Here is a 15096-nt window from a genome sequence, read left to right as displayed (position 1 = left end):
ACCAGCTAAAGGTTTTGCAAAAAAATCCCACCATTCATCATCGTAGAGATTTTTGGTTCTTCTACTGTGATGAATGGTGGGTGCATATCACACTAATTTCTATTTATTTTGCTTCCCTAATTCTTGCAATTCTATTTGCTACTCTACGCTTTTTAGCGACTCCGTCATATGAATATTGGCAATGTTCCTTCTTAATAGTAAGTTGGACAGCATGGTTAAAAAGAATGCCAGCACCACGGAGATCAGCAATCCAGTCACATTTACTTGATCTGGAATTTGTTGATGGGTACTAGATAGTGCCTTAATCACCATCGCAAAAAAGTAAATACCTAAAGGTATCGCAACAATAGCTGCCAAGCCGGTTAATATGATGTTTTCCTTAAAAATAAGACGATTGATTTTACCTATGGGATAACCCAGAACTTTGAGCGTAGCAAGCTCTCTATTCCGTTCATGAATGTTAATGGAAGAGATCGTGTAGACGGCTCCCAAGGAGAGAATTACCGCACTAATGAGAAACATCACGAACATAAACTGATTCTGGTTCAGAATATATCTGGCCGATTCCTGAATTTCCTGCTTATCCGTAAGCGAGTTCACACGTTGATCCTGTTCAAAAAAATGGCGTATGCTTGCTAACTCCGTATCATTATTAGCTTTAATCAACATCGAGGTTGGATGATAATCGACCCTGAAGCTCTCCAAATAGGTTGGCGTGATATAAAAGGATGGGTGATTATACTGATTCGTAATCTGGGCAACCTCCATCGTTACAGATTGATTCCGTCGCTCCGGCTGCATGAAGCGCAGTTGAATGAAGTCGCCTTCTACGATGTTGTAATGTTCCGCATAGGATTTCGGTACAATCACGCCATGATCCCCGATAGCTATTGGTTGATCTGCTTGATCAAACAATTGAATGAGGTTGTTTTCTTTTTCCATCACGACCATCGTCGCATTCTCTCTGTTATTCGCCTCAACGAGCTCCACAGGTAGGGTAGAAATGAAGTAATGGCTTTGAATATCTGAGGACAGATCGATTGCCTCAAGCGCAGTACCTATTTTGTAATCTACTCTCAGATCATAGGTATACACATCCTCAATCTGGTTGGCTATTGTCAGCAATGACGCTTGGGTACCTACGGCGATAATCAGCAATACCATGCTCACCATCGTTCCAATGGAGCTTGCCACTGCCTTCTTTTTGTTTAGAAATAGGTTTCTTATAATGATTTTGTGGCTGAAGGAAATCCGTTTCCACATCCCCGGAATCCGTTCGATTAGTAGGTTCTTCATGTTGCGGGGTGGCTTCGGACGCATGGCATGAGCTGCACGCTCATTAAGTATCGTTCTACCACTCCAATAAACGGACAAGAGTCCAAAGCTACTAGAGAACAACAACGGCGGCAGGAACGACCATGGGGAGAGCGAAAATGTAATTCCAGGCAACGAATATGACTTGGCGCTAGATGCTGTGACTAATGGGATAAACACGTAGAGGGCTACGATGCAGCCAACGAGGGAACCGATTGTACTAACCAGCAGAGCATATCCCATGTAATGAAACATAATCCAACTAGTCTTAATCCCCAGAGCCTTCATGATGCCGATCTGATTGCGCTGTGAATCTATTGTTCTGGACATGGTTAGAAATAAAATGATCGCTGAGATCAAAAAGAGAATGAGCGGAATTACTTTACTCATCATACCGTTGTTATAGATGGTCTGCTGGATCTGGGCATATCCGAATGACCGCTCTTTGCTCGTTTGTCCTAGATATGAAAGCTCTGCGGATTGTGCTTCCATGGTCTTCGCTATTAAATCCACATCATGCCCTTCCTTGGCATCAATGAGCAATTCATTGTAATATAGACTGCCTGCAATCTTTGGAATCGCTTCTTGGGCAACATAGGCTATGGCATGAGTTTTATGGTCTTGCGTAGCATTTTTCTTCACATATTCTACATTCTCAATTAGTCCGCTGATCTCAAACGTCATTTCTCTTCCATTCGTGTTCAAACGAATCGAATCACCAACCTGATACGAATGTTCCTCGGCATAATGCGAGTCCACCATGATCTCAGCAGGTTCGGAAGGAAGACGCCCCTCTAGGATCATCGGCCTATTGATCTGATTGTCGGACGGCAGTGAATGGATAGTGAATGCCGCTGTATAACCATCGAAGTATTGTAATGCATCCGTTGTATAACGCGCTTCAATACGTTCAACTCCGTCAATTTTAGCGAATCGTGCTACATCTTCTACAGCCACACGGTCATAATACACATTCAGATCACTTAAGTTATATGTTGCAAAATAATCCCCGGTGTACTCACGCTGCTTCTGGCTATAGCTACTTAATCCCGCATAGAAGAAGGCGCCTACAGCGATGACCAACACTAACGCAATACATTGAACAACCGATTGTTTCATGTCTCTGAACAGCTTCACGACTAATTTCTTCATCACCATTCGATTCCTTCGATGCTTTGTTTGTTATCATTGATTGTGATGGATTCGATACCACCACTTTTCACCTTAATGATCTTGTCGGCGATTGGAGCGATTGCGGCGTTATGGGTGACGAGCACGACACAGGTTTTGTGATCCCGATTCACATCTTGAAGAAGCTTCAACACAGCCTTGCCGGTGACGTAGTCCAAAGCGCCAGTTGGTTCATCACATAGGAGTAGCATAGGATTCTTGGCGAGCGCTCGAGCAATAGCAACCCTTTGCTGCTCCCCACCAGAGAGCTGAGATGGAAAGTTGTGCAGACGATGCGACAGTCCCACCTGATTCAGTACAGCTCCCGCATCGAGATGATTCCTGCATACTTCCGTGGCAAACTCTACATTCTCCAATGCATTCAGATTCGGGATCAGATTATAAAACTGAAATACGAAACCAACATTCTCCCCGCGATGAGCGGTTAATTTTTTTTCATTCCATTTCGAAATATCCTGATTGCCGATGATAACCTGACCTGACGTAGCCGTATCCATGCCGCCAAGGATGTTCAGAATTGTGCTTTTCCCCGCACCACTTGCTCCCAAAATAACAACAAGCTCGCCCTCGGCTATCGTAAAATTCACATCGTCCAGCGCCTTGATTCTCACTTCACCAATCTGATATTCCTTCGAAACCTGTTTGAATTCAATCAGTGTTCCCACCACTCACAACTCCTCCCTTGTTATATGCCGCACACAAAGAGTTAGGGCTTAAATATGAAGCCCATATCCCCCTTTATTTACTTCAATTCCATCATACATCTTGGTAAAATAACGACCTCCTGCAAGCGATGGATCGTAGCCTCCGTCTCAAGAAGGAATTCAGTGGCAGGATATTAGCTTGAACTTGGCATACAAAATAGAGATGACTCGCGATCCACTGCTGGATTCTGCAAGCCATCTCTATGAACTTCATGTATCATTATTGGAGTCTTGAGACTGCGTCTGTGACGAATGAAGTAATGCTATTTTTCCAAAACGTGATTAGCTGCCCCAATATTGCTTGGCAATCCGTTGACCTTGATCAATCTTCGCCCATTGCTCGGATTCGCTTAGCTCGTTACCACCGTCGCAGGATGCAAACCCACATTGGTGGGACAGTAGCAGACGATCCTTATCAATGATTTTGGATGCTTCGTCCAGCAGGCGGATTACGCGATCTTCATCATCAAGTGTGCTTGTTTTGGAAGACAACAGACCCAGGACGATTTCCGTTTCAGGTCTGTCCTTGAATACTTCCAGTGCTTCAATGGAACCTGCACGATCGTCATCCCACTCTAGGAAGAAGCGATCATACTTCAACTGCTTCAAGAAGAGATTCGCGATTTTTGCGTATGATCCTCCACCCATGTTGCGGGAATCATAATTACCGCGGCAGTTATGGGTCCACATTTTCAAGCCAAGGCTATGTCCATAGTCGATTACGGTGTTGTTAATATCAATGAATTCAGTAGCGAGACCCTGTACTTCCTCTTGATTGATATGCTCCCCAGTAAACGGAGAGTTCGGGTTGTCGTCTGCAAACAGCTCCCACAAGCAATCATCGAATTGCAGGATTTTGCCGCCGGCTGCAGCGAATTCTGTTACGAATTCTTTATAAGCTTTGACAAGCCCTGCTTTGAGTTCCTGAATGTTCTGGTACACCGCATCTGTGCCGCCAATGTTATCCGACCAGGACAGCTCACCGAAGATATGGGAAGGTGACGGTACGCAAAGCTTCGTTTGCTGATCACCTGCCGTGTCTTGCAGCTGTTTGAACAGTTGAATGAAATGGTGATTCTTGCCGCTCAGTTCGCCAGTGATGCGAAGTCCAATGTCTTTGCGTGTTTCATATTTCGAAGTGCCGTCCACGTCTCTGAAAAAGTATCCATGATCCGCGATATAACGCTCCACTCCACCAAAACCCCACACAAAATCTAGATGCCACATGGATTTGGAGAATTCACCATCTGTAATAATCGACAGATTATGCTCAATTTCTTTCTTGACCACCTGCTCGATTGCCTTAGTTTCGCACTGTGCATATCCCTCAAAATTATTATAGAACGGATACTGGATATCATCACGGTGTTCAATTTGCGTTTTATATTCTAACAGCTCATCCGGCCGCAATAAACTTCCTACGATCTGGAACTTATCAGTCATGTAAATAACCCCCTCGTTGTATACGAGTATCATATCACGATAGAGGCAGTTAGAAGAGATACTTAAAAACCATAACTAGTTATAGTTAAAAGCTATAACAGAATGGGAATCACGGGTTATTTATGTTGTTGATGTAGGTTTCTTTCAAAAATAGATTTTGGAAGATAGGTTAGTTCAATTCTTTTATCGTCTCTCTAGTGAAATGAATATTATGATATAATTGTAGAGCAATAGAAAGGCTAATATGGGCGGTCGGCTAATCTCCCGGAAGGGAGGTGATGCCTTGTGACAGTATTTGAAGCAATTATGCTGATGCTTACCTTCGGTTCGCTGATTGTAGCGCTGCTGTCCAATAAACACAAGTAGACCGCCCCCTGTGCAATGGTTGCGGTCTATTTGACGTATATCCTCTTGTTAAGCCAACCGCCCTTAAAAGCGGCTATTGCGTGGAGAGTCGTGTTGACGCACGGCTCTCTTTGCATTATAAGCTGTTCATACTCTTATTATAACATGTCAAATGGCGATTTCAATTTGTAGCTTTACATTCAATATAGTAAGACATATCAATCCAAAACATTCATTTAATTATAACGTACTACGCCGTAATTCATAAAAATACTGCACAGCGGAATGCTTGGATTTCACCTTTTCGGACATGTTCAATATTCGCTTCTTGCCAACACGCCTGTCCACCAAAGCCAGAATATTCAACAGAATATCATCGCTCTCCAGGCTTACCTCTATCGAGGTCGTTAAAAACGTATTCGCCACCACGTTAAAATTGGATTTACTTAGTGCAGTCTGTGCGGACAAAATCTCCTTCGCTACAGCTGTACTTTTCTTGCTTCTTGCCATGACAGGCAGACGATCCTCAGGCACGTTTCCTTTGGTCGCTTTTCTAACCTCTTCAATATCTTCATCACTAACCGGAATCTCAATCTGCGGATCATTCTTGATCTCCTGATCCGACTGGTACCAGCGGATCGGGGTCGTCTTATCCATCATATTAAGAATGTTCTTCTTATCTACAACAAGATAACTAAGTCCAGCCTTATCCGGTGAATACCGGTAACTGGTTGATCCATATTCAACTCTTCCAACTAACGCAGGACAGAGGAAACTCTCCAATTGTTGCTTCAATTTACTCCAGGACATAATTCCTCCTATGTCGATCCATTTGATAGATGATGCACACCATGTTCACGAAATGCATTTTAAGACATCCATTCACTCTTCATTTTACTTTAGTGCAGTTCAAAAAACAGCACAAAATATCATGCACCCCTCACCTCCCTACCGTAAACTTTGGAAAAAAGGAGGTTTCGAGATGTTAACACTTCCCGTTCACACACTAGAATTAAAAGGTACAAACTACGAGATTGGCTATAGACTAGGTAAACTAATTTCTGAAAATAAAGAACAACAACTCGCGTATACACGCACACTTGAAGGCTTTGGAGAGAACGAATATCGAGAAGCAATCCATCTCTTCGACGAATGGTGCCCAGGCATAACGGAAGAAATTGCTGGATTTGCAGAGGCCTTGCACGTACCTGCCAAACAAATTGCATATTATGCCTTATCGTACTTACTCCTGCGATGCAGCCAGATTGCCCTGCTACCCTCAATGACAGCACTGAACAAACCCTTACTTGCTCGTAACTATGAATTCAATCATCAGATGGAGGATTTTGTTCTTGCTAGAACCTCTGTCACTGGTAAATACACACACATGGGAACGAGTACGATGAGCTTTGGACGTGACGATGGTTTTAATGAGCATGGACTTGCGGTAACGATGAGCGCTTGCGGTTTTCCCGTTGGGGCTGTGCCCTTCATGCAAGCACCTAAGCTTAAAGGATTACATTTCTGGGCGGCCATTCGGGCGGTACTGGAGCATTGCACCAATGTTGAAGAAGCGCTGCTCTATCTCAAAGACATACCAATTGCTTGTAATGTCAATATCATGCTGCTCGATCAATCCGGTAACGCTGCTTTATTTGAAACGATGGATGGCAATCAAGCTACGAAGCACATTGACCCAACCTCGCTAGAACAGTTTCTCTGGGCGACCAATCATCCTGTTCTTCCGGAGCTCATTCATTATGAGCCACAGGCTGCGATTCATTCTTTGCGACGAGCGGAGTGGGTTGTTTCCCAACTGGAGGGATCGACGGGTGTAACACCAGAACAGCTCAAGGATATGTTACTGTCGAGCTACCCCAATGGGCTGTGTTGTCATTATTTTGAGGACTTTTTCGGCACCACCAAAAGCATGCTGTTCTCCCCCGTAGACGGTATAATAGAGCTATGTTGGGGCGGTAGAGCTGCCAATGGCTGGCACACATACGATATCAGACAACCCATACCAGAAACATCAACTACAATTGAGATTAGCTTGGAGAGAGCGAACCTGGCGATGTTCGGATACCAATCATTGCACCGTTGATCATGGAGGGATTCCTATTGGACTACCGACCAGCATTAGAGCAGGCGATCATCTATATCGAAGATAGGCTTGGTGAAGCGATCAAAGTGGAGGAGGTTGCGCGGGCAGCAGGGTACTCCTACTACCATTTGAACCGCCAATTCAGCGCGATATTGGGAGAGAGCATTGGCAGTTACATTAAGAAACGGCGATTAGCAAGTGCAGCGAAGGCTTTACTTTATACGAATAAAAAGGTTATTGAGATTGCGCTGGAAAATGGATTCGAATCCTCCGAGTCGTTTAGCCGTGCGTTTAAATTCAACTATAGGATCAGTCCACAGGAATACCGCATCAATCGCTTAGATGCCTTTATTGCTTCCAAGTCGAAACTACACACGAATGTTCTGGATCATCTAACGCTCAACGTCACGATACAACCCACCATTGTCATGTTCCCCGAAACGAAGATCGTGGGAATACGCGGACACACCACACTTAAGGATAATAAGCTAGCCGCCTTGTGGCAGACGTTCAACCACATCGTTACCCAGATCCCCCACCGTTCCATTCCTGGACGGGGCTTTGGCATCTGCGAGGCGTGTCATGAGAACAGTTTGTACGAAATGAGTGATGAGGTGATATTCACAGAGGTTGCTGGCGTGGAGGTCGATTCTTTTGCAGATCTGCCTGAACCATTTGTACAAAAGACTCTTCCAGCAGGACGTTACGCGGTATTCACTCATACAGGGTCACTTCGCGCGCTGCCTCAGACCTTCCAGTACATATGGGGAACATGGCTGCTTAATACGAAAGAGGAAATGGACGACCGAGAGGATTTTGAGTTATATGATCAACGTTATTTGGGTTACGATCACCCTAATTCCAAGATTGATCTATACATTCCGCTTAAATAAGTTGAAAAGGATGTACATATATAGAGGGGGACTACCACCATTTTACAAAAACTAAAACAAGCTGCGAAATTGCTTAAATCCAATTTGCTCGTATTGTATCTATCCTACCGTGATCCGAGAGTAAATTGGTTTGCCAAACTGTTTACATTGTGTGTTGTAGCTTATGCGTTCAGTCCAATCGACCTTATCCCAGACTTCATCCCCGTTCTCGGTTATGTGGATGACCTCATTATCGTTCCAATCGGCATCGTCCTCGCCCTAAAAATGATACCTCAGGTGGTTCTTGAAGAGAATAGACCCAAAGCACAGGAGATTTTAAGCAAACCTAGAAACTGGTACACGGCTACGTTGTTCATTATCGTTTGGGTTCTCCTTGCTGCGTGGCTTAGTTTGTACGTGTATAACCGTTTTTTCAGTTGAAGAAAAAAAAGCTAAACTGCTTCTCCGACATGAAGTCAGAAGAATTGCGGTTTAGCTTTACTTTTTTTCCATATATGTTAAGACTCTTCTACCCTATCTTGACTCTTGCTTGCAAACTCATCAAGCAGCGTCCGCACGACACTTGTTGATTTTGCATTCATTAAGTCATTGCGAAGCTCACTTGCGCCTCGGAATCCACGAACGTAGATTTTGAAGAAACGTGTAAGCGCGCTGAATGAACGTGGCTCTTGCTCTGAATATTGATCATGAAGATCCAGGTGCAACCTTAGCAGATTGAGCAATTCCTCGCTACTGTGTTCCTTAGGCTCCTTCTCAAAGGCAAATGGATTCTGGAAAATCCCCCGCCCAATCATAATGCCATCCACACCATACTGTTCAGCGAGCCTCAAGCCAGTCTCACGATCAGGAATATCGCCGTTAATCGTCAGGAGTGTATGCGGCGCGATCTCATCCCGAAGCTTTTTAATCTCCGGAATCAGTTCCCAGTGCGCATCAACTTTACTCATCTCTTCTCTTGTCCGTAGGTGAATGGACAGGTTCACAATGTCCTGCTGCAAAATATGAGTTAACCAGTCGCGCCATTCGTCTACTTCTGTGAAGCCGAGCCTTGTTTTCACACTGACAGGCAAGTCTCCGGCCTTGGCAGCTTGGATGATCTCCGCAGCGATTGCGGGACGGCAGATCAGGCCGCTCCCTTTCCCATTCTCTGCAACATTGGCTACAGGACAACCCATATTAATGTCGATGCCTTTGAAGCCTTCTTTTGCCATACCGATACTCATTTCACGAAAGAATTCCGGTTTATCTCCCCAAATATGAGCCACAATGGGCTGTTCGTCCGCTGTAAACGTCAAACGTCCGCGCACACTTTTGTTCCCCTCAGGGTGACAGTAGCTCTCCGTGTTCGCAAATTCCGTAAAAAATACATCTGGTCTCCCCGCTTCACTCACAACATGACGAAACACAACATCCGTCACATCCTCCATCGGTGCCAGTATAAAAAATGGTCGTGGTAACTCACGCCAAAAATTGTCTTTCCTCATATCCAAAACCTCTCTATGCATACTAGGGAATTCTTTATCCCGAAAATGTTAAATCATCTGTAACCGATTATATCACACCCCCGAGAGAAGCATACTTCTCCCGTAAAATTGCTTAAACAAGTCACCTTTATCCCCGGCTAACGGAAATTAGATATATTAAAATAAAACTGTACATCTTAAATAAAAAGCGGAACGCAGGCTGGTCATAGCCCTCTCGTTCCGCCTTCTAGTGTCCATGTAGTTACCTTACGCTATCTATTCAAAATTTTAACGATCTCTACTTAGATTAGATCCGACTTCTGCAGCAATCTCTGCATAATCGTTGCAATCTCGGCACGGGTGATCTGACCCTTTGGTGCTAATAGAGACTGGCTGCGTCCCTGCACAAGACCCGACTTAACACTTTCTACTACACTACTGCGTGCCCAATTAGATACCGTAGTCTCATCTTGGAATGACTGGAGCATTGTATCCAGAGTTCCTGAGTTCAAGCTGTCTGTCATCCCAGTAATCGTCATCGCTTTTGCCAAAATGACCATCGCCTGTTCTCTGGTAATCGTTTCGTTTGGATGGAAGGTACCATCCTCGAAGCCGTTGATCAGCCCATAAGCATGTGCTGTACGGATAGCACCATTGTACCAATCCTCGGTCTTCACATCGATAAATGGAGTTTCCCCATTCTCCGGACGAAGTCCTAGACCACGAACCACGATGGCAGCAAACTCTGCACGGGTCACGGCTCGATCAGGATTGAAGGTACCATTGCCAACGCCTTCCACAATCATTCTAGACCCCATATCGTTCACAGCATCTTTACCCCAATGATTGGTTACGTCTGCAAATTGTAGCGGATGCCATACCACGGCATATGTGCTATTGGTCAAACTGTTAATTTGAGCTTCGTATCTTCCATTATTCTGACGTACTTTGGTTGGAACATGGCGAACCGTGCCGTCCGGCTCCACCACAACGCCGGTTGTAATCTTGTTAGGATCTACGTCGTCTGGAATAGCTATCGTTCTCTCGACATAGGCATCAAAATGACTGACTTCAACGGACTTGTCCCCATAAACGGCATTAACCGTAAAGTCCAGCGGTTGAGTAACTAGTGTTAACTCGTTTTGAGCGACTGCGCGCCCTACAATGTCCGATTGAGCAGATGTCGGGGCTGCAATTTCAATCCGTACCTTGATTCCCTGCAAGTCATTAGACCCTCCAACTTGGCCTGCAATTTCCCCAATACGAATCTGCCCTGCAGGAACGGTATATGAAGCTTGCTCCGTTTGGAATTCCAGTACAGCTTGATAATCTTCCATCGTCCTGATCATTTCCCCATTAAGCTCACCAACGAAGATGTCAGACGTTTGGCGGATTGGAATCGTGACAACAGCACGTTGCCCTTCCTGTGCCAATCTATCATTCAGCTTCTGCTGATCCACCACAATGGTCAATGTCGTTTGTTGATCACGCCGGGATATTGTTGCTTGTCCCGCATTTTCCACTTTTCCGTTAACCAGAATATCGACGCCTGTCGTTACCGTTGTTGGCACTGTTGGTGCTGTTGTCGGTGGTGTGACTGGCGTTACTGGTGCGGTGGATGGAGCTTCTGTTACAGGTGGATTGGTTGACGGAGCAGAAGCTGCTACTGGCACAACTGCATTGGACTTCGCCGAGTCTATGCTTTTGCCAGCACCGTTAATGGCCTTCACCGTGAACGTATAGCTTGTTCCGTTACTCAATCCTGATACTGTTATTGGACTAGCGATGCCTGTAATTATTGTGTTCCCTGGCGATACGATCACCTCGTATCCCGTAATTGGACTTCCACCGTTATTAGCTGGTGCCGTAAATCTCACAATGGCTTGTCCGTTGCCCGGAGTCGCCGTTACATCTGTTGGCGCTCCTGGAACGCTTGAAGGAATAACGCTGACCTGATTGGAGACCTCGCTAAACCCTCCCTTATTCTCTGCTTTTACAACAAAGTAATAGGTCTTGCCGTTAACCAAATCAGGAATCATATAAGGTGATGATGCCTCATCTGTGATTTCAATCCTATGGTCAGGATCACCATCTGTTGCCATATAGATCCGGTACTCTACATCGGGTTCCGTTTCCCATTTCAACGTTACGTGACCATCCCCAGGTTCAGCTGTCAGATTCCGAGGGTTGGCCGGTGCATTAGGCAGATTCACCGCCTGTGTTACTTTGAAAGTGACAGGCAGCATCTGATCTGCTGTCAACGTAACGGTAGCGGTATATGTTCCTGCCGGTAATCCATCCTTGGCACGTAGCGTGAACTCTGTCTGATCTCCAGCGGTCAATTCAGTATCCGGTTGCGTGATAACAAAGGCATCCGAATCATCCCCGCTCAGGGATGCAGATAAATGAACCAGATTTCCTGTACCCGTATGTTGAATGGACACGGTGTTCGTTTCCTGAGTACCAGATTCGTAATCGAGCATGAGGGACTCCAATGTGCGATCATCAATCGGAGCAATCGTATATGTTGGAGCTGCTGTCACCGTGAGAACCATGCTACCTTTTTTACTCATATCTATTGTAGAGGTCGCGAAAATGGTATATTCCCCCGGCTCAGCATCGGCTTCTACCGTAACATAACCTGTATCGCTGACCTTCACCTTATTGGTTGCATCGCTACTGTTCCATGTCACCGTTACATCAGCTCCGCCTACGGTGTCTACCGTTGCAGTCAGTTGTCTGCTCTCTCCCTGCATTAGGCTATCCGTAGCCGGGTCAACAATAACACTGTTCACGGCCGGTGCATACGTCACCTTAATGTTTGCCGTTGCAACCTTGGTTAGATCGTACACAGATGTCGCTGTAATCACATAGTCACCTGGCACAGCATCAGGAGCAACGCTAACATTCCCCGTGCCGCTTACAGTTACCTTGTTGCTAGAATCATTGCTTGCCCACATCACGGAAGGATCGGCTCCACCTACCGCAGTTACCGTGGCCGTGAGTTGCTCGCTTCTTCCTTGTGCGACATTAGCATTTTCCGGATTGACAGTGATATTGTGAATAGCTGGCGCATACATCACTGTAACGGTTGCCTTTCCCGTCTTACTGCTGTCTTCAATCGATGTAGCTGTCATTGTGTAATCCCCTGGTACAGCATCTGCTGCAGCCGTTACAAAGCCGGTATCACTTACCTCAACTTTGCCAGTTAGATCACTACTGCTCCATGTTACCACCGTCGAAGCTCCCCCAACTGCATCAACGACTGCCTCTAACTGTACGCTATCTCCCTGCACAACGCTTGCTGGATCAGGCGTAACGATAACTCCGTTTACTGCTGGTGCATACGTCACCGTAATAGTGGCTGTACCCACCTTACTACTGTCTACCGTCGAAGTTGCCGTAATCATGTAGTTCCCTGGCACAGCATCTGCGGCAACCGTCACGAAGCCGGTATCGCTTACCTCAACCTTGTTATCCGTGTCACTGCTGGCCCATGTCACCGATGTGGGCGCCCCACCTACAGCGTTTACCGTTGCTACCAGCTGTCTGCTCTCTCCTTGCATCAAACTGTCATTATCTGGGCTTACAGTAACGCTATTAACAGCCGGTGCATATGTGACCGTAATGACTGCCGTTTCTCTCTTGCCCGTATCATAAGTGGAAGATGCTGTAATGGTGTAATCACCCGGTGTAGCATCTGATGCCACACTAACCTTCCCCGTCGCATCTACAGTCACTTTATTACCGAGATCACTGCTATGCCATCTTACCGTGTCTGGTGCTCCACCTACGGCTACTACCGTTGCCGTTAACTGGGTGCTCTCACCCTGCATCAAGCTATCCGTACTTGGATTAACCGTTATACTCTGAACTGCTGGTGCATATGTCACCGTAACGGTTGATGTTGCTGTTTTGGTACGATCAAACGTGGAAGTCGCCGTGATGATGTAATTACCTGGTGTTGCGTCTCGTGCAACCGTAACTAAGCCCGTAGTATTTACTGATACCTTGTTCGTGACATCACTACTGCTCCATGTCAACGTTGTTGCTGCCTCTCCTACTGCGTTAACAGAAGCAAATAGTTGTCTGTTGCCACCTTGCATCGTACTAGTTGTAACTGGGCTTACAGTAACACTAGTTACGCTTGGTGGTGGCGGCGGGGTGAATTGAGCTGCCCTTATATTTACTACTTTTCTGTCATTCTCGTCCCACACCGCATACAGCGCTCCGTTCATGGCTGCTATAGCAGGGTGCATGGCTGTTTTAGTTGCAAAAGCATTCAAGCCACCATTTCTTCCATTTTCGGCTAGAACCCATCCATTGCCATCATATTTTTTCACACGAATTTTGAAAACAGGAACCCCACTTGCCATCTCTCCCGAATTTTCGGTCCATATGGCATATAATTCATTATTTAAGCCCGCTAACTGAACCTCAAAAGCTCGAAATCCAGTCCTTACATTTAAGCCGTATTCACCATCTCCATCAATATTAGTCCAATTAGTGCCGTCGAATTTCTTAGCACGGATCTGATCATCCGTACTATATTGCCCCCCACGGGCTTCTACCCATGCTACGTACAAATGATCATTCATAACACTTAGAGATGGGGTTATTGCATTATTCCAACTTACCTTGTTCAAGCCAGCTCCACCGTCAGCGACCGTCCAGTTGGTGCCATCATATTTCTTAGCTCGCACTGTACTGAAGCCGGTGCCTACTCTTTCAGACCACAGTGCATATAAATCATTGCCAAATACAATCATAGCTGGTCCACCTGCTACACTGCCTGGGGCTACATTCAACCCATCCGTTCCGCCGCCATCAAGACTTGTCCACGTCGTACCATTGAATTTTTTGGCACGTATCTTAGCTGCTTCTTGCCACATTGCATACAACTCGCCTTTATATGCAGTCAATTTTGGACTTAATGCTGTGATGGAAGGATTTTCATTGATCCCGGCAGGGTTCCCCCCTTCAGCATTTGTCCAGCTCGTACCATCATATTTTTTGACCCGAACTTGTGCAGTATAAGAAGCATTTCTCTCCAACCAAGTCAGATACAGTGCATTGTCATAAACAGCTAGTGCTGGAGATTCAACATCTCTGTTGACATCGTAATTCAAACCATATGTTGGATGAACTCCATCAACACTAACCCAGTTTGAGCCATTAAACTTTTTAACTCTGATTTGACTAATCGTAGGCGTACTCGGAATTGTTTCTTTCCACGCTACATAAATTTCACCATTCCATTCCAATATGGCAGGATTTTCGCCCCTCATGGCTGGATTTACATTAATGCCAGTTGCTCCATTCCCATCAACAATTGACCAGCCGGATGCCGCCGAAGTGACGCCTCCTCCAATCACCAAGGATGGTATTAAGAGAATGATGGCTAGCAATAGGTGTGCCATTCTTCGAAAATGTCTGTTGTATCTCTTACTTGTTGTTCTCACTGGAATCATTACGCATCTATCCCTCCGTCTTCTCGTTCTATTGATGCATCTATATATTTCTACTCAACATAACGGAGGGCACCTTAAAAAAACCTTAAAAACTGACGTTATTCGACATTCTTCGACCAACTCAATTGCACATATCACTTGGTTCTTGCTCGTAAGGCTTTAAAACCC

Annotated in this window: 10 protein-coding genes; 4 read left to right on the top strand and 6 right to left on the bottom strand. The window is 45.5% G+C overall.

All coding sequences use genetic code 11. The features are described 5' to 3' along the window. Positions 1 to 138: 138 nt before the first annotated feature. From V6W81_RS04000 to V6W81_RS03990, 3 genes are all read right to left on the bottom strand, one after another. Entirely contained in the window at positions 139 to 2466 is a 2328-nt protein-coding gene (locus V6W81_RS04000) for an ABC transporter permease (protein WP_338541647.1), read from the bottom strand. Further along, a complete protein-coding gene (locus V6W81_RS03995) occupies positions 2466 to 3170 on the bottom strand; it encodes an ABC transporter ATP-binding protein (RefSeq protein WP_338541646.1) in 705 nt (234 codons plus the stop codon). Before V6W81_RS03995 ends, V6W81_RS04000 begins: the two co-directional genes overlap by 1 nt. A gap of 321 nt (positions 3171 to 3491) precedes the next feature. Next, positions 3492 to 4652: a cobalamin-independent methionine synthase II family protein gene (locus V6W81_RS03990; RefSeq protein WP_338541645.1), complete on the bottom strand. Its 1161-nt coding sequence runs from the start codon at positions 4650 to 4652 to the stop codon at positions 3492 to 3494. 285 nt (positions 4653 to 4937) lie between these two features. Here V6W81_RS03990 and V6W81_RS29150 point away from each other — a divergent pair, with 285 nt between their 5' ends. Then, positions 4938 to 5018 carry a putative holin-like toxin gene (locus V6W81_RS29150; RefSeq protein WP_353057537.1) on the top strand — a complete coding sequence of 27 codons (81 nt, stop codon included), beginning with the start codon at positions 4938 to 4940 and terminating at the stop codon, positions 5016 to 5018. Between the two features lie 219 nt (positions 5019 to 5237). Here V6W81_RS29150 and V6W81_RS03985 read toward each other — a convergent pair whose 3' ends face one another. Then, a complete protein-coding gene (locus V6W81_RS03985; RefSeq protein ID WP_128100328.1) occupies positions 5238 to 5807 on the bottom strand; it encodes an SF0329 family protein in 570 nt (189 codons plus the stop codon). Positions 5808 to 5979: 172 nt separating this feature from the next. Between V6W81_RS03985 and V6W81_RS03980 the strand changes: the two genes are divergently transcribed. The 3 genes from V6W81_RS03980 to V6W81_RS03970 all read left to right on the top strand — a co-directional run bounded on the left by V6W81_RS03980 (position 5980) and on the right by V6W81_RS03970 (position 8414). Next, on the top strand, positions 5980 to 7101 hold the full coding sequence (locus V6W81_RS03980; RefSeq protein WP_338541643.1) for a C45 family peptidase: 1122 nt from the start codon (positions 5980 to 5982) through the stop codon (positions 7099 to 7101). A gap of 17 nt (positions 7102 to 7118) precedes the next feature. Beyond that, entirely contained in the window at positions 7119 to 7994 is an 876-nt protein-coding gene (locus tag V6W81_RS03975; RefSeq protein WP_338541642.1) for an AraC family transcriptional regulator, read from the top strand. Positions 7995 to 8063: 69 nt separating this feature from the next. Next, positions 8064 to 8414, top strand: a complete 351-nt coding sequence (locus V6W81_RS03970; RefSeq protein ID WP_430701022.1) for a YkvA family protein — start codon at positions 8064 to 8066, stop codon at positions 8412 to 8414. Positions 8415 to 8491: 77 nt separating this feature from the next. On the opposite strand, the gene V6W81_RS03965 is transcribed toward V6W81_RS03970, so the two are convergent. Together V6W81_RS03965 and V6W81_RS03960 are read right to left on the bottom strand one after the other, a co-directional pair. Continuing rightward, a complete protein-coding gene (locus tag V6W81_RS03965) occupies positions 8492 to 9478 on the bottom strand; it encodes a tRNA dihydrouridine synthase (RefSeq protein WP_338541640.1) in 987 nt (328 codons plus the stop codon). A gap of 281 nt (positions 9479 to 9759) precedes the next feature. Continuing rightward, on the bottom strand, positions 9760 to 14928 hold the full coding sequence (locus V6W81_RS03960; RefSeq protein ID WP_338541638.1) for an S-layer homology domain-containing protein: 5169 nt from the start codon (positions 14926 to 14928) through the stop codon (positions 9760 to 9762). Positions 14929 to 15096 lie beyond the last annotated feature (168 nt).

Origin of the sequence: Paenibacillus tundrae, from assembly GCF_036884255.1 — a bacterium.
In the GTDB taxonomy this organism is placed as follows: domain Bacteria; phylum Bacillota; class Bacilli; order Paenibacillales; family Paenibacillaceae; genus Paenibacillus.
Note: the sequence above shows the minus strand (reverse complement) of the source record. Positions and strands in the feature narration are given on the sequence as shown.

Excerpts from the sequence above, each read along its gene's own strand:
- V6W81_RS04000 (WP_338541647.1), bottom strand. The coding sequence starts at position 2,466 with ATGAAGAAATTAGTCGTGAAGCTGTTCAGAGACATGAAACAATCGGTT.
- V6W81_RS03990 (WP_338541645.1), bottom strand. The coding sequence starts at position 4,652 with ATGACTGATAAGTTCCAGATCGTAGGAAGTTTATTGCGGCCGGATGAG.
- V6W81_RS03985 (WP_128100328.1), bottom strand. The coding sequence starts at position 5,807 with ATGTCCTGGAGTAAATTGAAGCAACAATTGGAGAGTTTCCTCTGTCCT.
- V6W81_RS03980 (WP_338541643.1), top strand. The coding sequence starts at position 5,980 with ATGTTAACACTTCCCGTTCACACACTAGAATTAAAAGGTACAAACTAC.
- V6W81_RS03965 (WP_338541640.1), bottom strand. The coding sequence starts at position 9,478 with ATGAGGAAAGACAATTTTTGGCGTGAGTTACCACGACCATTTTTTATA.
- V6W81_RS03960 (WP_338541638.1), bottom strand. The coding sequence starts at position 14,928 with ATGATTCCAGTGAGAACAACAAGTAAGAGATACAACAGACATTTTCGA.